Origin of the sequence: Parafilimonas sp. (genome assembly GCF_047606085.1) — a bacterium.
Taxonomy (GTDB): domain Bacteria; phylum Bacteroidota; class Bacteroidia; order Chitinophagales; family Chitinophagaceae; genus Parafilimonas.
Genome location: NZ_JASGEX010000034.1, coordinates 1 through 25,847 on the forward strand (window position 1 = coordinate 1; position 25,847 = coordinate 25,847).

A 25,847-nucleotide genomic window follows, 5' to 3' on the forward strand; every position below is an offset into this window, starting at 1 on the left:
CGGATAACTTGGGCTAAAGCCCATTGTGCAAGGGTTTCAGATATATAACCCCGGGCTTAAGCCTGGGGTTAGTAAAAAGCAGGCCCATAAAGGGCTTTAGCCCAAGAGAAAATATTTTAGTCGGACAGCAATGATTAAAATACAGGGAAAATAAATGGATTGAAGTAGCCAAACCATATACGATTTAACCTGCAATCATCTTTCTGTAACCAAGCGGGCTGATATTATACATATCCCGAAATCTGCGGTGGAAGTTTGAGAGATTATTAAACCCACATTCAAAGCAAATATCAGTTATGCTTAACTGGTTTTCCACAAGCAGCTTGCAGGCATGGCTAAGGCGCACTTCGTTTACAAAAACAATAAACGGTTTTTTTGTGCGGTTGCTGAAGTACCTTGAAAAAGAGTTTTCAGAAAGATTGGCAATAGCGGCTGCTTCAGGCAAGGTAATGTTGTTCTTAAAATTGTTTATTACATATTCAAGCACCTTCGTCATCCGCTCTGACTCATAAGGGTTGCTGCCTGTTATGCCTTGATTGGATATAAACTTTAATGATTTTGATTCAGACAGGATATGAAGGATTTCAAACAATTTCATCAGCCGGGCAAACCCGGTAAGATCACAAATCTCTTCCAGTTTTTTACAGACGGGTTTATTTATATCGCCATTTATCTGCAAACCTCTCGCAGACCGTTCAAGCAGACAGTTAATTCCTTTCAGTTCAGGCAAGCCTGTAAATGCATCACTAAATATTTTTTTACTGAAGTGAACGATAATTGATCTTGCTTTTAAGCCGGAATCAGGATTATAATAAGCGTCATCATTCCTGTATAAATGTGGAAGATTAGAACCAAGCAATGCCAGGTCTCCCAGGCAAAAATCTGTTATCTTATCGCCGATAAATTTTTTGCCGGTACTTTCTGTTACCAGAACAATTTCATATTCTGGATGAAAATGCCATGGTGTTGGGTAGTATTTATAGGTAAACCTTCTTACCACAAAAGATTCTTCTGCCCCAATGGGGAGATGTTCAAGTACAGCTTTCATCGGCTAAATTGACTTTATGCAATAAAAGTATATAAATTAAACAGAATTAGCGTAGCCCTGAGGCTTGCAGTGCTTTTAAATTTGTGAAACAAACTTCGGCTATATGAATGAGAATAAATTGACTCTCAATGAAATTAAAGAGTATAATAAGAATGGCTACCTGATAGTAAAAAGGTTTTGTGACAAAAGAGAAGTTGAAAAACTATACAAACTATGCATTGAAGACAAAACCTTTGATGAAAATGCAATTGAACTGAATGATAAAGGTGGAAAAAAAACAAAGCTTTCATTATGGTACACACCCGGTAATAACCCGTTTGGCTATTTATCAAGGAGTGAAAAAATAATTAACAGGGTGTCTCAGTTATTAGGAGATGAAGCTGCTGTTTGCCATTACCATTCAAAACTTATGCATAAAGAGCCCCGGCAAGGCGGTGCATGGGAATGGCACCAGGACTATGGCTACTGGTATAAAAACCAGTTCATGTACCCTGACAAAATGATGAGCGTTATGATTGCTGTTTCTGAAGCAACAAAAGAAAACGGATGTCTGCAGGTAATTAAAGGCTCACATCTTTTGGGCAGGGTGAATCATCGTTTTTCCGGAGAACAGGTTGGCGCAGATGAGGTGATGGTAAACAATGCGCTAAAAACCATGGAGCTTGTTTACTGCGAGCTTGAGGCAGGCGATGCGCTGTTTTTTCATTCCAATATATTACACCGTTCAGGGCAGAATCTTTCTGCAAAGTCAAGATGGTCAATTATATCATGTTATAGTGCGCAGGATAATATTGCTTATAATGAACCTTCCTCAGCATGGAAAACACCCGTGAATGTAGTTCCGGATGAAGCGGTTTTATCATGGCCTTCGGATGATGCTGTTGAAAGCGATTATCTGCAAAAAGAAAATGATGAAGCCCTGAAAGATACCGGTTGGGAAAGCAATACTTAAGAAGTTTTTCAAAAACAGTTATACCACTATAGTTTTTTAAACCGCAGTTCTGCTGTCATGAAGTATTTTGTTAGAATAATTTCTATCATAGGCCTGCTTATTATCAATGCTGTTTGTTTTAGCCAGCAGGCATTGCTAAAACAAAACAACCTTGCTTTTGAATGGGATGTACAGCATGATAAAGCTGCGCTTAAAAGCACTCTTAAAGAATCAACTATCTGGCAGGGAAGTTTAATGCCGGCATTTTGGTTAAAGCGCAACGATTCTGTTTTTTATGTAAAGGCATTTGCATCAGGTAATATAAATGATTCCCTGGCTGAAATAACAATAGGCAACATTGGAAAAGGGTTTATAAAGTATTCAATAAAAAATAGTGTGCTCCGCATTGATGAAATTAAAATTAATTGGCTGCATGAAACACCTGCTATTATTGAAATGTACATAGGAACCAGCCCTGTAAAAGATAACGGCAACAATGTGCCATTACCATGGGATAGGCCCTTTGCGCCGGATTGGTCAGCGGCCGCTTATTGTATTCCCGGCGCAAAAGAAGGCACAGTGCAAAGTTATTTTCGCATGTGGGACCTGGGCCAGGCCACCATTAACCTCGGAAATTTTGGCCCCGGCCTTTCCACCTTGTATGGCGCAGCCTTTCCGCATCCAACCTTGTTTGCTGCCATGGGCTCGCAGGAAGGCTGGATATGTTTTGGCGCAGGCACTGTACCCGATGCAGCATTAAACATGAAAGTGCTTGCAACAAAAGGTTGTTTTCAATATTTATACAGGGAAGATATATGGGGTGCTTCATCTTCCTTATCCAGAATATGGCAAAACCCATTGCGCATTACAATTGATACCACAGCTTACGAAGCGTTTGCAAAATATTATGCTTCCTTTCCTGCAAAGGAAAAAAATTATGCGCCGTTTTCTTTTTTAAATACCTGGGGTATGTGGCGGCAGAAAAAATATACCCTTGAGCCTATAGTAAACTTTGCCAAAAAAGTAAATGCAGGTGCGATAGTCATGGATGACGGATGGGAGTCGGAACAGGGATCGGGTAAAGTAAATGCACAGCGTTTTCCGGGGTTTGAAAACTTATTGCAAAGCATGAGGGATCAAAAAATAAATGCGGGTTTTTGGGAAACAATCGGCTGGATAAGTGATACCGTTAAATACGGTTTTACGAGTGAAGATTTGATACTGGATAAAAACGGAAAACCGCTTAAAACCAACTGGAACTTTGATCCATCTTCACCATCTTATTATTGTCTTGATATAAGTTCTTCCAAAGTAAAAAAGTTTTTACAGGATAGAACCACGCGCCAGATGCAGGAGCTAAAGCCTGTTTTATTAAAACTTGATTTTGGTTATGCCTTGCCCAACCCTGACATGGGCGTTCCACGCAATCCTGAATACCGTGGCGAACGATATACTTATGCATTATTTAAGACCATTGCTGAAGCTGCAAGAAAAGTTAATCCTGACGTTATGATTATGAACTATGGCATCAGTCCTTTATGGCTTCCTTATACAGATATGGTTTCGTTAGATGATCAGGGCGACCTGTGGTACGAAACGGCGAAAGGGCATGCAGAATGGAGTATATGGGCATCGCTGCTTTCACAAAGCGGGGTTATGGTTTCCGGCTCATCTTCGTATAACTGGGATGATGATAAAGAAGTGCTGCTAAACACAGCCATTCTTGGTGTGCCCGGCGCTACGCTTCCGGTTGATAATGCCGCTGATGATAATATTAACCGCCGCCTCGCTTTAAACACATGGTATAGAAAAACATTTACCTGGAAACCCTGCTGGCTTAACAGCACAACAGGTAATTATAACTATCCGCCCGCATTAAACTGCTGGGGGCGTTTAGAAAATGGTCAGCTTACTGCATTGGCATTAAGGCCTTCAAAAACAGCAGATCGGTTAACCGAAACAGATGATAAAATTTCTTTTTCAGGCCGATGGGCACTGATAAGCCAGGATGAAAAAAGTATTTACACTACAAATACACTGGCCATTATTCCATTTGATGCAGGTTATATTTCAATAACCTCGGCACAACCAAAATCTGTAAGCAGGTTAAACATACAAGGTGAAGCCAACTATACAAACTGGCAATGGAAAGACGGCAAATTGTCAATCAGCATTTCTGAAAAGGAATCTGCTAACACGGCAGGTTTTTTAATTAAACGATAATGAAACCGACATGATAAAAATTTTCATTTATACCACACAGGGGGATGTGCATAGCGAGGTTCTCCCGAAGCAAGTTCGGGACAGGCATGAGACAACTGAAAAACAAATATGTACGAATGAAACCGAGCATGATAATTTTTTCTCACACAGGGGAATGTACATAGCGAGGTTCCATGAGACCATTAAAAAACAAACTTGTACGAATGAAAAGATTATTCACCATAATTGCTGTAATTATCATTTGCTGTGCGAATACAACTGCGCAAGAGAGATTACGTTCTTACAGACTGGCTCAGTCTCAACAGACTGAGCCAGTCTTGCCCCACATTGAAAAAAAAGACGGCAGGGGAAGGTTCATACTTAATAATAAACCCTTTCTTATACTCGGCGCACAATTGTGGAACAGCAGTGCCTGGCCGTATATTCTTGATAAGGAATGGCCGCAGTTAGAACAGCTCGGCATCAATACCCTGGAAGTGCCGGTTTACTGGCAGCAGATTGAAGAAACAAAAGGGCAGTTCGATTTTAAAAACCTTGACAGCATCATTCTTGGCGCAAGGGATCATAACATAAAACTTATACTGCTTTGGTTTGGCTCCTATAAAAACGGATCAAGCCAATACGCACCCGAATGGCTGTTGCATGATACCAAAAACTATCCGCGCATGATAAATGCAGCAGGCCAGGAATTACTGGTGCTTTCTGCGGTATCAAAAAACAATGTACAGGCTGATATGAATGCTTTTACTGCATTAATGAAACATATCAAAGAAGTGGATGAAGCACAGCAAACCGTAATAATGGTACAGGTGGAAAACGAATGTGGTTCACTGGGTACAGACAGGGATTATAGCGATGAAGCCAATACACTGTTTGCCAGAGAAAAAGAAAGCAGTGAAAATTTCCAGGCTGCCTGCTTTGCTGAATATGTTGAAAAAGTTGCCGCAGCAGGTAAAGCTGTTTACAATCTTCCCATGTATGCAAATGTGTGGATGAAAGATATGGATTACCGCAGGCCGGGCGAATATCCCAGCGGCGGACCTACGGTAAATGTGCTGGATATATGGAAAGCCAAAGCGCCTTCCATTGATCTTATAGGCGTTGACCTGTATATAAATTATGCACCAACATTTCATAAAATGTGCAGCGATTATGCAGGAAAAAATAATGTGTTGTTTATTCCTGAAACAGGCAAGGGTATTGAGTTTGCGCGGTTTCAGTTTTATGCCATTGCCCAATACAAAACAATAGGGCTGGCAACTTATGGCATTGATCCTTTTCATGCAGACCCGCACGATAAAAGAGATTCAACAAAGCTTGATGAAAAGTTCAGCGATATAGCCGCTAACTATACATTATTCAGCAATGCATTCAACACGATACTTGATGCCCAATGGCAGCATACAATAGTTGCCGGTGCCCAGGAACCTGATTTAAAAGAACAAACCTTATCACTTGGCGATTATGATATACTGCTTCAATATGGATTTCCCACCTACAGAACACCGCCAAAAAATTCAGGCAGGGCTATGGTTATTCAGCTTAAAGAAGATGAGTTTATTGTATTGGGATTTGATGCAAAATTCACCTTCAGGCCTAAAGAAAATGCCGGGTTTGGTTCCTGTGAAATCATCAGTGTGGAAGAAGGATATTTTAAAGGAGACGACTGGATTAGAAAAAGATTCTGGAATGGCGATGAAGTGTATCATTCAACACTGCTTCCACAAGGTGTTATACTGAAAATAAAATTAAGAAAAACAAAGGCTGCATTTAAAGGAACCATCAAAGCAAATTTCGAGCAATAGTTTCAGCATAACCATTTTGGATTATACACCAAATACTTAATGATATGAAATCAAAACTGTTTTTCAGGAAGGCATTTATTGCCCTTTGCTTTATGAACTCAATATTTATAAGGGTTCATGCTTTTGATACAGGCAATTCGCCTGGCACAGCTTATGCAAAGCATAAACCTTTACCGGCAACGCAGGGAAATTATGCGAGACCGGCGATCATAAAAATAGCCGGTAAGGTTACAGATTCAACCGGCAATCCCCTTACAGGAGTTAGTGTACAGGTTAAGAATAAAAGCGGAGGTACCATAACTGACGCTGAAGGGAATTTTGAAATAGATGCGCCGGATAATGCCGTACTGGTGTTTAACTATGTTGGCTATCGCCCTAAAGAAATTTCTGTAACCGGTACATCTTTTTTAACTGTTGTGCTTGAGCAGGATATGGGCAACTTAAATGAAGTGCTGGTTACCGGTTATACCCAGCAGAGAAAGAAAGATTTAACCGGCGCCGTATCGGTTGTTAATGTTGAAGACATGACCAAACAGCCTATCGGGCTTGTAACAAATCAGTTACAGGGGCAGGCTTCGGGTGTTACAGTAATACAATCAGGCCAGCCCGGCGAAGAACCGCAAATACGCATACGTGGCATAAATACTTTTGGCAACAATGTTCCGTTGTATGTGGTGGATGGCATACCAACCCAGGATATTTCAAACCTTAACCCGAACGATGTTGCTTCCATGCAGGTATTGAAAGATGCCGGCGCTGCATCCATCTATGGTTCAAGGGCATCAAACGGCATTATCATCATTACAACAAAAAAAGGAACAGGCAAACTCACCGTTAACTACAGCGGTTATTACGGCAGGCAGATCCCGAGAAAAGGAAATGTTTTAGATCTGCTTACGCCGCAGGAACAAGCAAATTACAATTGGGAAGCGCAAAAGAATAACGGCGTTGAAAACCCAAGCGATCCTTTGTTTGGAAGCGGCCCGACACCTGTATTGCCGGATTATATTGCTCCCCTTGGCGCTTCTGAAGGAGACCCATCCGTTGATCCTTCGTTATACTATGTAAATCCCAATTATACAAGTGTGGATGATTACAACAGTTTTTACCGGATCGTAAAAGCGAATAAGCAGGGAACAGACTGGTACCATGAAGTGTTTAAGCCTGCACCTGTTACAAGCCATGATCTTTCCGTAAGCGGCTCCGGCGATAAAATAAGTTACTTTGGTTCATTCAATTATTTTGATCAGCACGGCACTTTGCTTAATACTTATCTTAAACGTTATACCATTCGCTCCAACGTTGTATTTAATATTACAAAAGGTATAAAAGTGGGGGAAAACCTGGCGTATGCTATCTCTCACAATCCAAACAGGATTAATGTTGTTAACCAGTATGCCGGAACAAGCCCGATATTTTTTGCCGTGCAAATACCATCGCTGATTCCTGTGTATGATATAAAAGGCAATTATGCCGGTACTTACGGAACAGCTTATACAGCGCCCAATCCCGTAGCCGTACTTCAACGGTCAGCCAGGAATAAACAAACCACCAACCGCCTGTTTGGTAATGTGTATGCTGATGTTACTTTCCTTAAATCATTTACATTTCATACAAGCTTTGGCGGTGAAAATGTTTCAGGTTCTGCCAATTCATTTCAATATCCTACTTATGAGAATGCACAGAATCAAACCAACAATGTGTATTACCAAAGCGCTAACACATCCAATAGCTGGACGTGGACAAACACGTTAACCTTCAATAAAGTTTTTGCTGAAGTGCATGATGTAAAAGTTATGGTGGGAACGGAAGCATATAAATCCAAATATGACTACATGTCTGCATCCACACAAGGTTATTTTTCATTCAATCCTGATTTCGTTACACTAACCAGCGGGTCAGGAACCAGGACAAATGACGGCGGAAAAGGCCAGGAATCTTTAAGCTCCGAATTTGCACGGCTTGATTATAGTTTCAAAGACAGGTATTTAATAAGCGGAACCATAAGGCGTGACGGCTCCTCAAAATTTGTAAATGAAAAATACGGATGGTTCCCGGCGGTAAGCGCAGGCTGGCGCCTTTCGCAGGAAAAGTTTATGAGCGATATTTCATGGATACAGGATTTAAAAATAAGAGGCAGTTGGGGTATTATGGGCAACCAGTTAAATGTAAATGCGGATAATGCGTTCTATACGTATATATCAAGCAACGTTGCCACTTATTATGATATTGGCAATACAAACAATACCTTATCGCCGGGCTTCCAGGTCGGGCAAATTGGAAACCCTGATGCCAGGTGGGAAAAAGATATAAATGCAAACATTGGTATTGATGTATCATTGTTTGCCGGACGGCTGAGTGTAACCGCTGATTATTATAAGAAAGATATAAGCGGTTTATTATACAACCCTGCATTGCTGGGCACACAGGGCGCCGGCACAGCGCCGTACGTGAACATAGCCCAAACAACAAACCAGGGTTTTGACGCAACATTATCAGGCTATACCAACATTACAAAAGATATTAAATTAGATGCTTCTGTAAACTTTACCACCTATAAAAACAGGATAGAAAAAGTTACAGACAATACCAATTATTTCTGGACAGCAGACAAAAGGCAGTTCGGAGATTTCTTTATTCGCAATGAAGTAGGTCATCCTATAGGTTCTTTTTATGGATATAAGATTGTCGGTTTCTGGAACAGCGAAGCAGAAGTTGAAGCGGCTGATGAAGAAGCACAAAAAGCAACCGGCGATCCTACTGTAGTGTATCAAAGCAGTGAAAGGGTTGGGTTTTTCAGATATGAAGATGTAAACAAAGACGGGCAGATAACAACAGATGACAGAACATTCATAGGCAACCCAAATCCGAAATTTACTTATGGCATCAACCTGAATTTTACTTACAAAAATTTTGATCTTGGCTTATTTTTCTATGGTGTGCAGGGTAACAAGGTTTGGAACAATCTTTTAGCTTATACTGACCTGAGCGGTATAACCAAAGCATCGTTATATGATCACTGGACGGAAGAAAACCACAATGCAAAAACGCCGCTTCCCGGCACGTATGCTTCTTATCAGGGCACACCTAATTCTTATTTTGTTGAAAATGGTTCTTACCTGAAATTAAAGAATGTACAGTTGGGGTATTCTTTCTCTCCGTCAATGTTAAGTAAGGCAGGAATGGAAAGTTTAAGGATTTATGTGCAAAGCGTAAACCTGTTTACCATAACACCCTATTCAGGTATTGATCCTGAAATAAGCGGCAGCGTAACTGATTTTGGCGTGGATCATGGCATATATCCTACCGAAAGGCAATTCCTGTTTGGTATTAATGTAAAATTTTAACCTGACAATTTACTACAATGAAAAATATTAAAACACTATTGATAATTGCGATATTTTTTGCGTCCGTAATTTCTCCAATCTCCTGCAATAAAAAATTCCTTGATTATACACCGCAGGGTGCATTGGGGCAGAATGTATTGGCCACCAAAGACGGGCTTACACAATTATTAACCGGCGCTTATGGCTGGTTGTATGGCGTTACAAGCGACGACCTCACTTCCGTGTTTCTCGGCTACACATCGCACAGCAACTGGCTTTATGGCAGCGGCAATGCCGTTGACGCTTTAGGCGCTTACTTTTCTGTAACGCCCAGCAATACGGCGTTTGATGCCAAGTGGCGCGCCGATTATGCAGGCATATCCATGTGCAACCAGGTTATTACAGTGGCAGCTTTGGTTACAAATATGTCTGATGATGACAAAACAAACATAATTGCGCAGGCCAGGTTTTTAAGAGGATATTATTATTTCGATCTGAAAAAGATATTCAACATGGTTCCATGGATTGATGAAACCACAACCGATGCCAACCAGCCAAACAACACAGATATATGGCCCAATATTGAAGCCGACTTTTTATTTGCTATGGATAATTTACCTGAAACACAAGCTGATAATGGAAGGGTTAATAAATGGGCTGCCGCGTCGTTTCTTGGCAAAACTTATTTGTACGAACAAAAATATGATGATAGCAAAACCGTTTTTGATGATGTGATCGCAAATGGTGTAACTGCAGGTGGGATAAGTTATGACTTGAATGCACAATTTGAAGATAACTTTCGCCCTGAAAAGGAATTAACAAGCCCGGAAGCAATATTCTCCATAGCCATGGCGGCCAACGTGGGAAACAGCAATATTTACAGCGCCAACTTCGGCACCATGCTGGATTTTCCCATAAACAGCCCTTTTGGATGCTGCGGCAATTTTAATCCCACCTTCGATCTTGCAAATTCATACAGGACTAATGAAACAACAGGCCTGCCTTACTTGGACGATTATAACAGCAATGCTTTAAAAACAGACTTCGGTGTAAGTTCCGATGATCCGTTTGAACCGGATGAAGGCCCACTTGATCCCCGTCTTGACTGGACGGTTGGAAGAAGAGGAATACCATTTTTAGATTGGGGTTTACACCCTGGCCAGAATTGGGTTCAGAATACTGCCAGTTCCGGTGTTTATCATAATTTAAAAAATGTTTACTGGCAGGCCACACAAGGCCAGTATCATGATGCCAGTTCATGGGCGCCGGGTACTGCTATAAATGTAAGGCTGATTGCCTTTGATGATGTGTTGTTAATGGCTGCAGAATGCGAAGCGCAATTGGGCAACCTTGATAAAGCGGAAGAATATGTAAACAGGATAAGGAACAGGGCGGCTAATCCCGCAGGATGGCTATATAAATATAAAGACAACGCCAGCCCCATGGGTGGATTTTCTGCTGAACCTGCAGCTAATTATGTTATCAAGCCATACCCTTCAGGCAACTTCGCCGGCAGTGGAAAAGATTATGCGTTAAAAGCAATTTATTTTGAGCGTAAACTTGAACTGGGAATGGAAGGCCACCGCTTTTTTGATTTGGTAAGATGGGGCATTCTTGATTCAACATTGAATATAATTTATACCTATCTTGATCCGCTTTCAACATCCATTGCTACTATCCGTTTAACGCCTGTTCTCGATGGCTATTATCCCATACCGCAATCGGAAATAGACCTGAGTTCGGTAAATGGCGAAGCGGTGCTGGTACAGAACCTGGGATATAAGTAAATAGTTTTCAGACTGGCTCAGTCTTATAAGACTGAGCCAGTCTTACCAATGAATTATAACATAGTTTGTAAATTTAACCAATCAGTAAAAAAGATCATGCTCTAATACATAACTATTTAAAGATGAAAATAAAAATTTGTATAGCTGTTCTTGTTATTAATATTGTTTGCCTGCTACCCGCTCTGCGAAGTCTCCGGGCCTGAAGTGTTCGAAATCTGCATTAGCGATCCGCGATACATAGAATCGCCCACGTGTGTAGAAATAATTGTGCTGGGGGGATTTCCACACCGTAGGTGTGGTGCGTGTAAACGTTCCGTTCCAATGGAACGGTAAAGAAACATTACGGGCAGCATTGTACACACGTTAAGCCTCTATGAGGCTTTAAGAAAATGGTTTCGAACAGCTATGGTCTCCGGACTTCGCAGGGTTATGCGCAAAGTCTCTGGACTTGGTCATAAGCAATAATTCATAAAAAATTTATGGTCTGAAATAAGTAAAATGAAAATAAAAATTTATAAATCCATCGTTATTATCAGCGTCCTTCATTGTTTTTCTGCAGGCAATGCGCAGGATATAATTAAGCGCAACCTTTTGCACAAATATTCTGAAGAAGCAATAGCGGCTTCTTTATTGCCGCAAAACAAATGGCGCCCTTTTCCGCAAACAGCAGGTGAGTGGCAGGCAATATTGCCGGATTCATTAAAGGTCAGGCTAATTGCTGAGGGTGAAAAATATCTGCATAAGCCATTTGCTTCCATCTCTGCATCATTATACCTTGAATTTAAACGCAACGGCAACAGAACAGATTTTGAAAACATAAGCTTTAAAAAAAGAGACCAGTTATTTGCGCTTGTTCTTGCAGAATCCATAGAACAAAAAGGCCGGTTTATGGAAGATATAATGAATGGCGTATGGTCAACCTGCGAAGAAACTTTCTGGGGCAACCCGGCGCATTATTACCTGCAAAAAGCAGGTATAGGCCTGGCAGATGCAGAAGACCCGACCGTTGACCTGTTTGCCAGTGAAACTGCAGAATTGCTGGCATTGACGGATTATTTTACCGGCAATGAATTAGATACCATCTCTCCGCTTTTGCGCAGGCGTATTTACTATGAAGTAAACAGGAGAATATTTTCGCCATTGAGCAAAGACAGTGTTGCTTATCATTTTCTCGGGCCGGGCGAAAAGGATGCACCTGTAAACAACTGGAACCCCTGGGTGCTTGGCAACTGGATATTCAGCATGCTTTTGCTGGAAAAAGATGATGCGGCGCGTGCAAAACAGTTAACCCATGCCATGTATCTGCTCGACAATTATATAAATGGGTTGGGAGATGATGGCGCTGTTGATGAAGGGCCTTCTTACTGGTTTGGCGGCGCCGGCCGGTTGTTTGATGTATTGATGATGCTTAAAGACGTTACACAAAACAAGGTGAATATTTTTGATGCACCGGTGATTAAAAAACTGGGCGGGTATATTAAAAGGATGCACATAGCCGGTAATTATTTTATAAATATTGCAGATGCTTCACCAACCATAAATGCAGACGGGCTTTTAATTTACAGGATAGGCAAAGCCCTGCAGGATACTTCGCTTTCCAACTTTGGCGCATGGGCTTATCATAACATAGATGACCGTGATTTTTTGCACCAGGATTTTTTTAAGCCAAGAATCATTTGGAATTTAATGGCTATAAAAGCATGCGATGCAATAAATCCTGCAGCGCCGGCAGCAAAAGAATTCTGTTTTTCGCATATACAACTGATGGCTGATGTTACATCATCAAATCTTTATGTGTCTTCGCATGCAGGCAATAATGGCGAAAGCCATAATCATAATGATGTAGGTGATTTTATAGTGTATTCAGAAGGCAATCCTGTTATTATTGATGTAGGCTTTGGCACGTATAACGCAAAAACTTTTTCAAAAGACCGCTATGACCTTTGGTACCTGAATTCAGCGCATCATAATGTTCCGCTTATCAATAACCATCAGCAGGCTGCAGGAAGAAAATATGAAGCCAGGGATGTAGCGTATAAAACAGGCATTGATAAAACTGCGCTGCAAATGAATATTGCTGCTGCCTATCCTGAAGAAGCCGGTGTGCAAAAATGGCTGCGCACACTATTACTGAATAAAAACAGGAATGAGCTCCTGATCACGGATGATTATATACTTGCAAAACGCAAGGGCGAATTAAGCCAGGCTTTTATGACCGTGTGCCCGGTTGATTTATCCAAAACAGGGAAGATAATTTTTGAAATTCCCGGCCATCGGCCGGTTCAGTTGGAATACAGCAGTAAAGATTGGGAGATAAAGAAAGAATTAATGTCAACATCCCAGCCTGATGAGGCGCGCATTAAAAACAACTGGAGCAACCGGCAGATATGGCGCATAGTGCTTTCTTCCACTAATAACAATACAAAAGGAAAGTTTCAATATAAAATAACACAGTTATGATATTAAAGACTGGCTCAGTCTAAAAGACTGAGCCAGTCTGTTGCAGCTTATACAAACAAGCAATAGTAGTATGTTCAAAAATTTTCATTTAAAAAACAGTGTATTTAGCTTTACCAGGTTAGTTGTTTTCCTGTTTGTATTAACATCAGCTTCGTGCTTTGCACAAACCGATGAGGCATATACTGACACTACTTATTTCAGCGCAGTATTTGGCCATGAGAAAATTTATCGCATCTATTTACCGCAAGGCTATACCACTTCTGGCAGGCGCTACCCGGTTATTTATTTTTTTCATGGCTGGGGCGGCCGGTATAACAAAGATGATAACGCCAATCTTGCATACAGAAAAATAAAAGAAGTTGCAGATACATACCAAACCATCATTGTAATGGTTGACGGCAATATAGACACCACCGAGCCGAGGCCCTATAATGTAGGTTATCACAACGATGTAAAATTTAACGTTCAGATGAAAGATTATTTTCCTGAGCTTATTGGTCATATTGATTCAACGTATCGCACTTTAACTGACCGGGTGCATCGTGGCATTATGGGTTTTAGCATGGGTGGGTTTACCGGGTTTTATCTTGCAGGGAAATATCCTGATAAAGTTTCGGCGGCAGTAAGCTTTGCAGGCAGCCCCGAATTTTTTGTTGGTTATCCTTCCAGCCACACATTATATCCTAATCGTTATACATTTGAAAATCTCCGGCAGGTTAATACAGCTTTGCGCAATGGCAGTGAAGACATATTGTATTTTTTAAATGAAGAAGTGCATAGCGGCGCATTATGGGATGAAAAAGTGCAACTGCAATACTGGCCGTTTAAAGGCCCGCATAAAATGGATGAGCGTGGAGAAACCAAAGTGTTTGAAAAGGGTGTGCAATTTATCGTTCATACGTTTGACAGTGTTAGCAATTTAAATAATAAGCAGCCTGAAAAATGGTCGCACTACGATTTATATCCTGCATTTAATATCTGGAATTATAAAATAGAAAGCAATAAAGAAGAACCAGGTTTTTTATATCTGAAAAATGTTGACAGAGCAGGTTTTGGCTTTTATACAAAACGATGGCTGCCTGATGGGCCTCCGCTTAATAACATTCAATCAACCATTACAACAGCGCCGGTTTACAATCCCGGCCGGGAATACAATTTGCTGGATTATGATAAGGCAAAAAGTAATATAGCGCTTAATAAAATAAAGGCAACCAGGAACGGGAATATAACTGTTCCGTTAAACGGCGGCGGCCATGAAATCGGGATTTTTAAACCCGATGATAACCCTGCATTTATATTTCTTGATTATACAGTTGCATCAGCACAGCACAGCCATAACAAATCAAAATATCTGCAGAATACAAGCAGCAATCGGTTAAGCATACAAATATTGAATCGTGGTGGAGAAAACAATTTGCCGGGTAATATAAAAATAGAGGTAACTGCTAAAGATACTTCAGTTCATACAAAAAATCATATCATTACAATTAAGGCTGAAAAAAAAGCAAGAATAATCAACCTTCCGCCATTCATCTTATCCTGTTTTAAAAAACCTCCGCCACATGCAGAACCTGCAGCCATACGTTTTTATATAAAAATAGATGCTTCATGGGGTAAAACCGAAGATGAATTTATAGTGCCTGTATTTTATAACGTTCCTGAATTCACCAATATAAAAATTGATGACGGCATATTGATAAGGGATTCGGCTTATGGAAAAGGCAATGCAGACGGGATGGTTAATGCTGGTGAAAGAATTATGCTTTACCAGGATACCAACCGACTGCGGTTATATACGGAAGACCCTTATGTTATTGCCAACGAAGAAAAGCTGGCTGATGAAATTATACCGGCACGCTGGCCAGATGGTTATACCTTAAGCTCTGTTATTAAAATATCGCCGGATTGTCCTTTGGGTCATGAAATAGAATTTTTGGCCAGCTATGAAACCAAAACATTCAACCCCATTGAAAGAAAACTGCATTGGGGAAAAGTGAAGATAAAAGTGCAATGAAAGCGACAGCGCCTTGGTTTAATAACTAACAGGGCAAATGCCGCAATATATCAAAAGAAGGATATTAGAGAATATTTTTCTGAACGACGAAAAAGCATAAAATGTACGGTCAATATAAATAGTAAGCTGACGAAATCGTTTGTTAAACTTATATAAGCGCTTATACATTTCAAGGCATAACCGCTTCTAAATAAAAAACTGCGGAGTGTGATAACCCCGCAGTTATATATTTTGTTAGCAAGCAAAAATTATTTACTGATATTATCATTAACAATCTTGGCTAAATCAAACATAGAAACCTGGTCTTTGCCGAATAAAGGTTTCAATTTTGCATCGGCATTTATCATGCGCTTATTCTTCTTATCCTGCAAATCATTTTTCTTGATATAATCCCATATCTTCTTTACGATCTCTGTGCGTGGAGCTGCTTTATCGCCAATTACTGCAGCCAGTTTTTCGTTGGGTGCAAGTGGCGTCATAAAAGCTGCATTAGGTTTTCTTGCTGCTTTTTTTGCTGCCTTTTTGGGTGCAGCCTTTTTTGCTGTTGCCATGTTTTAAAATTTAAAGAGTTATTGTTTTTATTAAAAAACCTTATTTACAAAGGTTTTCAAGGGAGAAAGATACATATACCGAAATGAATTAACCTAATAAATACGTACAATTAATTCACATTATTTTTTTAATGATAAAAGCTTTTTTCAGAAGAGAATTTGCAGGTGAGTGATGAATTGAAAGTAGTGAGTACATGCATTCATAATTCATTACTCATTATTCATTATTTTACAACGTAGGTTTTCCTGTCAACGCCAATACCTTTTAGTGTAAGCGATTTCCATTGTTTTGGCAAAGCCGTTTTTAGCTGAACAATGCCGGCGGGTGTAATATCCAAACCGCCAAAACCCATTAAAACAGCCTGCAAAATACCACCTGCACCGGTGGCAAAATAAGGATTGGTGCCGCCCTTTGTTTCTGCAATCACCCTGAAAGGCGGGTTTAAATTTGGCTCATAAGCGTCTTTAAACCAATGATATGCCTTTTCACCGTAGCCTAATCTTGAATAGAGCAAAGCAAAAATCCCCTGCGTCATGGCGGGCGTTCCTTCATCAGGCACACGGGTTGAATAATATTCCAGGTCTTTACGGATTTGCGTGGTATCTGTAACCGTTTTTAAAGGATAGGCCAGCAGGTTTACATCCGCCTGTTTAATGCCTTCACCTTTATATTGCGCATGTTCCTGCGTAACACCATTGGGCATTTTTAAGACAGGAATATTATCTGCAACTGTTTGCCAGTCACTGTTCCACTTCAGTTGTAAAATATTGGCTGCTGCAATAGCCGCTTTTAAATTGGCAATGGCCGCCGCATTGGTAAAAGCATTGTTATCCACATTCTCGGCCCATTCATCAGCCGCTACAACATTCTTTATATCGTATTGATGCGGGCCGTTTCTTTCAACACGGCTTACCCAAAAATCGGCTGTTGATGAAAGTATTGGCCAGCCTGTTGAACGAAACCATGCGGTGTCTTGTGTAACACAGAAATAGTTCCAGGCAGCCAGCGCCACATCCGCTGTTATGTGATGCTCGAAAGGGCCGCTTAAAGCCCATACCGGCGTTTCTTCCACGCCTGTTTCCGCACTCTCCCAGGGATACATAGCGCCTTTGTAGCCGTGTGAAAATGCATTGCGTTTTGCTGCATCGAGGCGTTCATAGCGGTACTCGATCATGTTCTTTGCCAGTTCGGGGTGCATTACCAGAAGCGCCGGGAACATCCATAAATCGGCATCCCAGAAAACATGGCCATTGTAACCCAAACCGCTTAAGCCCATTGGCGATAAGGAATAACCCGTGCCTTCTCTCTTGTAAAAGCATACAGATGGTATAACATGCTGTGCACATCCTGCTGCGATTGCGGGTCGCCCTCAATCACGATATCACTTGTCCATAAGCTGTCCCAGGCTTTATTATGAAAGCGCATCAATCTCTCCCTGCCTTCCAGCCTTGCAAACAAGGTCATACGTTCTGCTTCGTTCAGGGGATCCTGGTGTTGTGCCGACGTGATGGAAGAACCTGCTACGGAATACGTATAGGTTGTACCTGCTTTAATGGTTCTGGAAAACTTCATCAGGTGCATATTGTTATCCCACATTTCATGTATCACTTTCGGTTCGCTGCCGTGCGGCTCATCAAATAAAAATGTATTTGATGCACACATCAATAATTTTCCCGTGGGTGATTTTGCCTGCGAGGTAAGTAAGGAAATGGTGGCATGCGGCCTGTCAATTTCATTATAATAATTCTCCACATCCCGCAGGGCGTCCGGCGCTTTCATTACACTGGCTGCCGTTATACTGATATCTTTCTTTGCCGTTATGCTGATATTGCTTAAAACGGTATAGGGCAATTGCCGCAATGCATAATACGTATATTGCACAGCAGCTTTATCGCCATAATCAAAGCTTGTGGTGAAAGCAGCATGCTGCATGTCTAACTGCTGTTTGAAATTTGAAACGGATTTTGCATCAAGCCTTCTGCCATCAATCTCCAGGTACATATTTAAGAGATTGAAGCTGCGCAGGAAATTGCTTACCCTTCCGCGCCCATACAGATCATAAGCGCCTGCCAGCACCACATCTTTCACCTTAAAAGGCTCTGGCGATGATACAATACCTATCATGCCATTAGCAACAGTAATACCGTAATAACCGGAAGGATCAATTTTATCAGCTTTGATGATCCACGGGTCTTGTGAAAAAACATATAGTGAAGCATGGATGACGAAGAAAGAGAGCAGTATTTTTTTCATATAGCAGGTGGCAGCAGCTTTTAAATATTTATTGCAATAAAAGTAGTTAAAACAGCAATTATTTTTGTAGTTAAATTTCGTGTTGTTTGTATGAAAAATTTTTTTATCCTGGCTGCTTTAATCGCCTGCATTGCCTTAACAGCGTTATACTTTATCATTCCCGGAAATATTGTGATAGATACAAGAACTTCGGCCAATGTGAAGTATCCAAGTGTTTTGCGGGTGTTGCAGGATAGTACAAAATGGAAACAATGGTTTCCCGGCAAAGCTGCCGGCGCCACAACCTTTGATTATAAAGGCCGGCAATATGCAATAGGTAATTTAATGTACAGCGCTGTTGAAATAGGGATTATATGCAATAAAAACCAATGCCAGTCCAGGATCAACATCTTTCCTTTAACCGGAGACTCTTCTGTTATTGAATGGAAAGTGGAAATGAGCAGCGGGAACAATCCTTTCACAAAAATAAAAACCTATTTACTTGCGCGAAAAACAGATAATGATATTAAAGCAATTTTAAGCACGCTTAAAAATTTTATTCAAAGCGCCAAAAATATCTATGGCTTTGATATTAGGCGCACCACTTTAAGCGATGCCACCCTTGTTTCAACTAAAATTGTATTGCCTGAATATCCTTCAACAGGGCAGGTATATGCGCTTATTGATGAGCTTAAAAAATATATACAAAGCCAAAAAGCAAAGGAGCATAATTATCCTATGCTGAATGTGACAAAAATTAAAGACAGCGGATATGTAGTAGTGGTGGGCATTCCAACAAACATTCCCCTGCCTGCCAATGGCAACATACAGCCCAAACGCTTAATGATGATAAGAGACAAAACCCTGGTAACGGAAGTTATTGGAGACACGTCCATGATTAATAAAGCCTGGCAGGCTGTTTCAAACTATATGCAGGATTATGAGCTTTCTGCACCGGTAATTTCTTTTGAACAACTAATTACAGACCGGAAGCAACAGGCAGACAGCACAAAATGGGTAACGCGCATTTTCTGCCCGGTTATTTAAAACGCACCACCAGTGCACTGTCATTATTTCTTGCATAAATGAATGCCTGTTTATTGGCAAGCTGAATTGGCTTAATTGATCGCACCTGTCCCTTTATAACAACGCCATTTAATGTTCCGGCAATAAATGTATCGTTGCCCCGGTTTAAAAGGATTGTGCCATAATCTGCATCATACCTTCCCATCTGGATATTATTATCATAATAATTCCCGCCCAGCAAAACATCGGGCAGGCCATCATTATTTACATCTGCAACGGCTGCTGTTTTACAGGTGGTGAACTGTGCATTCGCCGGCATTTCAACAGCTTTATAGTTTTGCTTTCCATCATTAATAAAAATGGTATTGCTAAACCAGTTTGCAGTTAGCATGGCAGATGATTTTAATTTACTCTCAGAGAACAGATCCGTTAATGAGGCCCTGGCAAAATCTCCCGCATATTCATACTTCTTTTTTATAACGGGCATCTGTTTCTGGAGCTCCTCCTTGTTCGCAAAAGGAATTTCTTTATTATCCAGATAATAGGTTAGTATTTGTTCTTTGGTTCCATTATCATCAAAATCGTTAATGTATAAACGAACCGGTTGTTTATCGCTTGCTTTTAATCGGCTGTTTAAACCTAAGTTGCCTGCAATTAGATCTATATCTCCGTCATTATCTATATCAACAGGTAAAACAAAATTCCACCACCCTTTTTTATCTGTTAAATACTTCTTTGTAAAATGGCCGTGATCATTTATAAAAGCAACGATGCCATCCCATTCAAGTGAAAGCACCAGGTCTTTATCTCCATCTTTATCTATATCGTACCAAACAGCATTTGTTACCATTCCAACGTGGGAAAGCTCTTTTGCAAACCGGTTCGTTACATCTGTAAACTTTCCTGTGCCATCATTCAATAATAAATAAGACCGGGGCGCATCGCCATAATGGCTTGTAACCACGCGGCCGCCAAGAAAAATATCGGGATAGCCATCCCCGTTAAAATCATATACCGCTATGCCGGATTGTGTTGTATAAATATTTGAAAATGCATCATGCGTTCTTGTTAAATTTCCTTTGCCATCATTCAAATAAATACGGGGCAACAAATTAGAATCCTGTCCATAGTATTCATTGCCGCCGCTTGCAATAATTAAATCAGGGTTTTTATCGTTGTTCACATCTGCCCAGCAGGCATCCACATCTTCATAAACGCTATCCCGGTCTAAAGCAGGTTCATTCATTTTCTCAAACTTTCCTGTTTTTGACTGAATAAAAACAACCGGTTTAAAACGCTTGCAGGCGCCAATAAAAACATCATCAAGGCCATCATGGTTTATATCTGCAACAGATAGCGCCGGCCCTTCCGTAGAAACCATGTGGGGCATTAACGGCTCCCTGTCAAATTCAGGAAATTCATTTTCCACATGCCTGTAGTTAAGATTTACATTATGCGTTATATCTTCCATTAACGGCGCCGGGTTTTTATGGTATTGCGCCAAGCCTGCATAATTGAATTTTGGAAGGCCGGGCGCATAATGTACTGCGGCTGTTTTTCCGGTATCGTTTTGCCAGGTTAGTTTTTGATAAGAATTATCTGGCCAGATAACGATTACTGAATCCACCTCTTTATCGCCTAAACCAATATGCATGGGTATTTCAGCACTTGATAAGAAGCCATGCACCGGGAAATGCTCATACGTTTTTGTATCGGTTTTGCTAAATACAATTGCCTTGGCGCCAATGGCATTCCTGTTTTGCGATGCGCCTTTTAATGTAATGTCTATATAATTTTTCTTTCCGTTTCCGTTTGTATTGTTCCGGTAAATTATAGCTGCATCATCAATATTGTTCACGGCAATATCAAGATCGCCATCGCCGTCAAAATCTGCTGCCACTGCACCGTTGGAAAAAGTGGATTCATTGTTTTTTACAGATGAAGAGCGGTCATTAAAAGAGAACGCGCCATTGTTCCTGAAAAATTTATTCGGGATTTTTATTTCCGGAAATTTATCTATCAGCGAAATATCTTTTGGGCTCAGGCTGTTTAAACGAATATCCATTTGAAGCTGGTCATTGGAAACATAATTGATATAATCTATATCGTTTAATCTTTTAGGGATCCCGTTTGTTATAAAAAGATCTTTTAAGCCGTCATTATCAAAATCAACCAATAAAGGCCCCCAGCTCCAGTCTGTAGCAGCCACGCCTGCATATAAGCCAATATCGCTGAACAGTCCGTTGCCGCGATTATATTGCAAATTATTCCTGGTGTACTGATAGCCGTAGCCGTACCCGATTTTCATCCTGAAAATATCATAATCATCTTCTCCTTCCGACCGCTTTAAGATATATGGGTCTGAAGGCAGCATATCCATGCTCACAATTTCAGGCAAGGCATCGTTGTTTACATCTGCAATATCTACCCCCATTGTATATTGGCTTGTGTGCATAAAGCTGGCTGAATCCGCTTCCGTAAAACTGCCATCCCGGTTATTGAGGTATAAATAATCTTTTTCGTGAAAATCGTTCCCAATATAGATGTCCGGGTAGCCATCCATATTAATATCTGCCACTGAAATTCCCAACCCATAACCAAGCACTGAGCTATTAATGCCTGATTGCATGGTTATATCAGTAAAGTGCCCGTTGTCATTGCGGTAAAAGCGATCGCCGGATACATCGCTCCTGGTGTTGATTACTACATGCCGCGCCCCAAAAGTGCCATTTTGATGAATGGAATGATTGAGCAGGTACATATCCAAATCGCCATCTCCGTCATAATCAAAAAAAGCGGCCTGCGTGCTGAAGCCGGAAAAATCCAGGCCATATTTTTTGGCTTCGTCTTCATAATAAGGAACACCATTTTTATCAATGCCTTTGCAGATAAGAAATTCGTTATGGCTGTTTAATACTTCATATTTGCCAACGCGGCAAACATAAATATCCAGCAAGCCATCATTATTGATATCAACAACAGAAACGCCTGTGCTCCAGCCGCTATCGTCTGGTATATGCGCTTCTGCCGTTACATCCTTAAAATGCAGGTTGCCGGCATTAAGATATATTTTATCCCGGCCCTGGTTTGATGCAAAGAATAAATCAATCTTTCCATCATTATTAAAATCGCCTGCGGCAACACCTGCGCCATTATAAAAATACATATAATGGAAAACATTGAACTGGTTGGTTGATGTAAGCTTATTGGTAAAATCAATGCCTGTTTCATCAGCCTTCAGCAAATCAAACATAGCAGGCTGATTGTTTTTTGAAGCGCACCCCATCATCAATACAACATAAAAAACTACCGTTCTTTCCATGCATTTTCTACTCATCATGTTACTTATGGTTGCTTCTGAAATTTATATAAAGCCGGGCGTTCATTATTTCGAAGAAATAACAAATACCTGTTATGCCCTGAATTGATTTCTTTAATATCCCGTATGTTTCCCCGCACTGCAAGGCCGGATTTTATGCAATCCATGCATGCAAAATTACCTTTGCCATCATTAATCAGCATGCTTCCAAAACCTGCATCCAGTCTTCCAAACTGGGGTGGAAAATTATCTTCATTGCCACCAATGATTATATCGGTTTTGCCATCATTATTTACATCTGTACAAAGTATGGCATCAACAGATGAAATTTGCGCAGGCACGGGCAGCTTGTTTATTATAAATTTTCCATCGCCGTTATTAATAGCAACGCAGGAAGCAGCATAATTGAATTGCTTTACCATGCTTTTGCTCAACAGTGCATCGGGAAATAATTCCTGTATTGACTTTTGGGCATAATCAGCATGCTTAAGATTTTGCTTTTTTAAAAATGGCACTTCATCCTCCAGGTCATGTTTTAAAAATACAGGCACATCTCTGCCGTTAACTGTTCTTGTTATTATTTTATCCTGGTTCCCGTTTTGATTAAAATCATTTACCCACAATTTTACAGGATTATTTGTATCAGGACGGAGATAAAAATTCTCACCGATATTGCCCAATATCAGGTCTTCTTTTCCATCGCCATTTACATCGGCGGCGCTAATGCTTCTCCACCAGCCAAACATATCTGAAAGGTTGGTCTTTATTTCTGCAAAGCGATTGCTTTTATATTGGAAGATACTTGGCGCCATCCAGCTTCCGCAAATAACAAGCTCTTTTTCAGTATCACCTGCCACATTTGCCCATATTGCACCAGTAACCATGCCGATATGTAAAAGATCGGGCGCAACGGTTGAAGTAACATCAGTAAAATGGCCATTGCCATCATTCTGAAAAATATAGCTGCGCGGGTTAGCGCCATAGTTCACAGGCACACATAAGCCGCCTGCAAACAGATCAAGATCGCCATCATTATCAAAATCGAAGGGAACAGCTACTGAAATATTGGCTGCATTTTCGGGAAATGCGGCCGCATCCAAACTATAATTTCCCCTGCCATCATTTTTAAAAAACCGTATCTGCGTTTGCCTTGTGTTAGGCAGGTTATTATTGCCGCCGGGGCCAATAAACAAATCGGGATCGCCATCTTTATCCGCATCAAAAAGCAAAACAGCAGCATCTTCAAAATCTGTAAACTGGCTTAAAGCGGGTTCTTCTTTTTTTATAAAATCTCCGTCTGGTTGTTGCAAATAAACCTGGCCCGGATGCCCTTGTGTGCCGCCAATATAAACATCATCCAGGCTATCTCCGTTTATATCGCCTGACGCTGCCCCGGGGCCTTGCCTGGAAAGCATTTCAGGCACATTTCTTTCATAATTAAAATCTATATAATCGTCTTCAACATGCTTGTCAAAACTATTATGAATGGTATCAATCAAAGGTGTGAAAGATTGAACCGGCTGCATATATTTCCGGGCTGAATCAGGTTGTTGTATAATATAGGTCGTATCAATTTTTGGATGCTCCATTTTTGAACAGGTGCGATCGGGCCATACAATAACCAGCGAATCTATAACATGCATTCCTCCAAGGCCAATGATTTGTTTATAATCTACCGAAGACTGGAAACCTCTGCCTGGCATTATTTCCCTGCTAAGAATCTGATTGTTTGCATACAATTTAATGGCAGCGCCTATGGCGAAAGTGTTTTGTGCATTGCCTGCAAGCTTAAGCGCTATAAAATTATTTTTACCTGTTTCCCTTGAATTATTTTTATACACAAAAGCAGGCCCGTTTTCATTGTTAATGATAAGATCAAGGTCGCCGTCATTATCCAAATCTGCATAAGCTGCGCCGTTTGAGAAAGATTTTTGTGTAAAGCCCCAGCGTTCACCTATATCTTCAAACATTAAGTTCCCTTTGTTTTTAAAAACCTTGTTTACGAGGGCATGCTGCGGTATGTGCGCCAGCACCTCATCCACATTTTCCTGGTTGTTTGTAAGCACCTGCCTTTGTATGGCCTCACTGGAAAAAAAATCAACAAAATCGAGATCGGTAACATCGCGGTTTACGCCATTGCATACATACATATCAATCAGCCCGTCGTTATCTGCATCAAACAGTAAAGCGCCCCAGCTCCAGTCTGTTGCTGAAACGCCCGCGAGATTTGCTATTTCTGAAAACGTACCGTTTTTATTATTTAACTGAAGGCAATTTTTCATGTACTGGTAATAAAAGCCCTGGTTAACTTTTTTTCTGAAGAAATTAATGTTATCAAATGAGCCCAGTGTCTTTAACCGGTAATCGCTGTAAGGCAGCATATCTGTTGTAAAAATTTCGGGATAGCCATCATTATTTATATCTGCCACATCGGAGCCCATTGATGAAAGGCTTGTGTGCGAAAAACAGTTTTCGAAATCATCAGTGAAAGTTCCATCCTGCTGATTAACGTATAAATAATCACGCTCGTAAGAATCATTGGAAACATATATATCGGGCCAGCCATCATTATTGATATCAAGAATGGAAATTCCCAGGCCAAAACTGATAAGGCCGCCATGTATGCCTGCCTGTTTTGTTACCTCTGTAAAATGGCCGTTGTCGTTTCTGTATAAATGGTCTCCTCCGCCTTTTAAAAAACCGGCCACAGGCCAGTCTTTATCAGGCAGATCACGGCGGTTTATATAACCAAGATCGTTTATGGGCATTGGGCTGTTATCAATCATAAAACAGTCAAGGTCGCCATCCATATCATAATCAAAAAAAGCCACCTGTGTTGTGTAAGCAGAAATATCGAGGCCGTATTTTGCCGCAGATTCGGTAAATGTGAGGTTATGATTATTGATGTATAATTTGTTTCTCCTGTTCCTGTCTTTCATGTGGCCTGCGCTGCACACATACATGTCTAACCAGCCGTCATTATTTATATCAACCAGATAAACGCCTGTGCTCCACATACTGTCCTGCTTAATTCCCGAAGTGGCTGTTACATCCTGAAACTGAAAATTGCCTTTATTAAGGTACAGTTTATTTTCGCCCATATTGGAAGTAAAGAATACATCCG

At 40.7% G+C, this 25,847-nt stretch carries 14 protein-coding genes; 8 read left to right on the forward strand and 6 right to left on the reverse strand.

Annotated elements, in window-relative coordinates; translation table 11 throughout:
- Window positions 1-184 precede the first annotated feature (184 nt).
- Complete coding sequence (locus QM629_RS02965; RefSeq protein WP_415157027.1) at window positions 185-1,048, reverse strand: AraC family transcriptional regulator; 864 nt, start codon at window positions 1,046-1,048, stop codon at window positions 185-187.
- 103 nt (window positions 1,049-1,151) lie between these two features.
- Here QM629_RS02965 and QM629_RS02970 point away from each other — a divergent pair, with 103 nt between their 5' ends.
- The 7 genes from QM629_RS02970 (at window position 1,152) to QM629_RS03000 (ending at window position 15,594) form a co-directional block, all read left to right on the forward strand.
- A complete protein-coding gene (locus QM629_RS02970) occupies window positions 1,152-2,000 on the forward strand; it encodes a phytanoyl-CoA dioxygenase family protein (RefSeq protein WP_415157029.1) in 849 nt (282 codons plus the stop codon).
- A gap of 57 nt (window positions 2,001-2,057) precedes the next feature.
- A complete protein-coding gene (locus QM629_RS02975) occupies window positions 2,058-4,202 on the forward strand; it encodes a hypothetical protein (protein ID WP_415157031.1) in 2,145 nt (714 codons plus the stop codon).
- 203 nt (window positions 4,203-4,405) lie between these two features.
- Window positions 4,406-6,007, forward strand: coding sequence for a DUF5597 domain-containing protein (locus QM629_RS02980; protein WP_415157033.1), 1,602 nt, complete (start codon window positions 4,406-4,408; stop codon window positions 6,005-6,007).
- 44 nt (window positions 6,008-6,051) lie between these two features.
- Window positions 6,052-9,354, forward strand: coding sequence for a SusC/RagA family TonB-linked outer membrane protein (locus QM629_RS02985; RefSeq protein WP_415157035.1), 3,303 nt, complete (start codon window positions 6,052-6,054; stop codon window positions 9,352-9,354).
- A gap of 17 nt (window positions 9,355-9,371) precedes the next feature.
- Entirely contained in the window at window positions 9,372-11,120 is a 1,749-nt protein-coding gene (locus tag QM629_RS02990; protein ID WP_415157037.1) for a RagB/SusD family nutrient uptake outer membrane protein, read from the forward strand.
- A 498-nt stretch (window positions 11,121-11,618) separates the two neighbouring features.
- Complete coding sequence (locus QM629_RS02995; protein WP_415157039.1) at window positions 11,619-13,580, forward strand: heparinase II/III family protein; 1,962 nt, start codon at window positions 11,619-11,621, stop codon at window positions 13,578-13,580.
- 70 nt (window positions 13,581-13,650) lie between these two features.
- A complete protein-coding gene (locus QM629_RS03000) occupies window positions 13,651-15,594 on the forward strand; it encodes an alpha/beta hydrolase (RefSeq protein ID WP_415157041.1) in 1,944 nt (647 codons plus the stop codon).
- A gap of 248 nt (window positions 15,595-15,842) precedes the next feature.
- Here the strand turns inward: QM629_RS03000 and QM629_RS03005 are convergent, their stop codons facing one another.
- From QM629_RS03005 to QM629_RS03015, 3 genes are all read right to left on the reverse strand, one after another.
- Entirely contained in the window at window positions 15,843-16,145 is a 303-nt protein-coding gene (locus tag QM629_RS03005; RefSeq protein WP_415157043.1) for an SWIB/MDM2 domain-containing protein, read from the reverse strand.
- A 224-nt stretch (window positions 16,146-16,369) separates the two neighbouring features.
- Window positions 16,370-17,422 carry a hypothetical protein gene (locus tag QM629_RS03010; RefSeq protein ID WP_415157045.1) on the reverse strand — a complete coding sequence of 351 codons (1,053 nt, stop codon included), beginning with the start codon at window positions 17,420-17,422 and terminating at the stop codon, window positions 16,370-16,372.
- Window positions 17,413-18,399 (reverse strand): hypothetical protein, encoded by a 987-nt coding sequence (locus QM629_RS03015; RefSeq protein WP_415157047.1) that lies wholly within the window; start codon window positions 18,397-18,399, stop codon window positions 17,413-17,415. The genes QM629_RS03010 and QM629_RS03015 overlap by 10 nt, the downstream gene beginning before the upstream one ends.
- A 90-nt stretch (window positions 18,400-18,489) precedes the next feature.
- On the opposite strand from QM629_RS03015, the gene QM629_RS03020 reads away from it, so the two are divergent.
- Window positions 18,490-19,425, forward strand: a complete 936-nt coding sequence (locus QM629_RS03020) for a hypothetical protein (RefSeq protein ID WP_415157049.1) — start codon at window positions 18,490-18,492, stop codon at window positions 19,423-19,425.
- Here QM629_RS03020 and QM629_RS03025 read toward each other — a convergent pair.
- Together QM629_RS03025 and QM629_RS03030 are read right to left on the reverse strand one after the other, a co-directional pair.
- Entirely contained in the window at window positions 19,418-22,744 is a 3,327-nt protein-coding gene (locus QM629_RS03025; protein ID WP_415157051.1) for a VCBS repeat-containing protein, read from the reverse strand. The two genes, QM629_RS03020 and QM629_RS03025, sit on opposite strands and share 8 nt — an antisense overlap.
- 5 nt (window positions 22,745-22,749) lie before the next feature.
- Window positions 22,750-25,847, reverse strand: a 3,098-nt coding sequence (locus QM629_RS03030; RefSeq protein WP_415157053.1) for a VCBS repeat-containing protein, incomplete at its 5' end; no start/stop codon positions are given.

Coding starts and splice junctions, on each gene's coding strand:
- QM629_RS02965 (WP_415157027.1), bottom strand. CDS start 1,048: ATGAAAGCTGTACTTGAACATCTCCCCATTGGGGCAGAAGAATCTTTT.
- QM629_RS02970 (WP_415157029.1), top strand. CDS start 1,152: ATGAATGAGAATAAATTGACTCTCAATGAAATTAAAGAGTATAATAAG.
- QM629_RS02975 (WP_415157031.1), top strand. CDS start 2,058: ATGAAGTATTTTGTTAGAATAATTTCTATCATAGGCCTGCTTATTATC.
- QM629_RS02980 (WP_415157033.1), top strand. CDS start 4,406: ATGAAAAGATTATTCACCATAATTGCTGTAATTATCATTTGCTGTGCG.
- QM629_RS02985 (WP_415157035.1), top strand. CDS start 6,052: ATGAAATCAAAACTGTTTTTCAGGAAGGCATTTATTGCCCTTTGCTTT.
- QM629_RS02990 (WP_415157037.1), top strand. CDS start 9,372: ATGAAAAATATTAAAACACTATTGATAATTGCGATATTTTTTGCGTCC.
- QM629_RS02995 (WP_415157039.1), top strand. CDS start 11,619: ATGAAAATAAAAATTTATAAATCCATCGTTATTATCAGCGTCCTTCAT.
- QM629_RS03000 (WP_415157041.1), top strand. CDS start 13,651: ATGTTCAAAAATTTTCATTTAAAAAACAGTGTATTTAGCTTTACCAGG.
- QM629_RS03005 (WP_415157043.1), bottom strand. CDS start 16,145: ATGGCAACAGCAAAAAAGGCTGCACCCAAAAAGGCAGCAAAAAAAGCA.
- QM629_RS03010 (WP_415157045.1), bottom strand. CDS start 17,422: ATGGGCTTAAGCGGTTTGGGTTACAATGGCCATGTTTTCTGGGATGCC.
- QM629_RS03015 (WP_415157047.1), bottom strand. CDS start 18,399: ATGAAAAAAATACTGCTCTCTTTCTTCGTCATCCATGCTTCACTATAT.
- QM629_RS03020 (WP_415157049.1), top strand. CDS start 18,490: ATGAAAAATTTTTTTATCCTGGCTGCTTTAATCGCCTGCATTGCCTTA.
- QM629_RS03025 (WP_415157051.1), bottom strand. CDS start 22,744: ATGATGAGTAGAAAATGCATGGAAAGAACGGTAGTTTTTTATGTTGTA.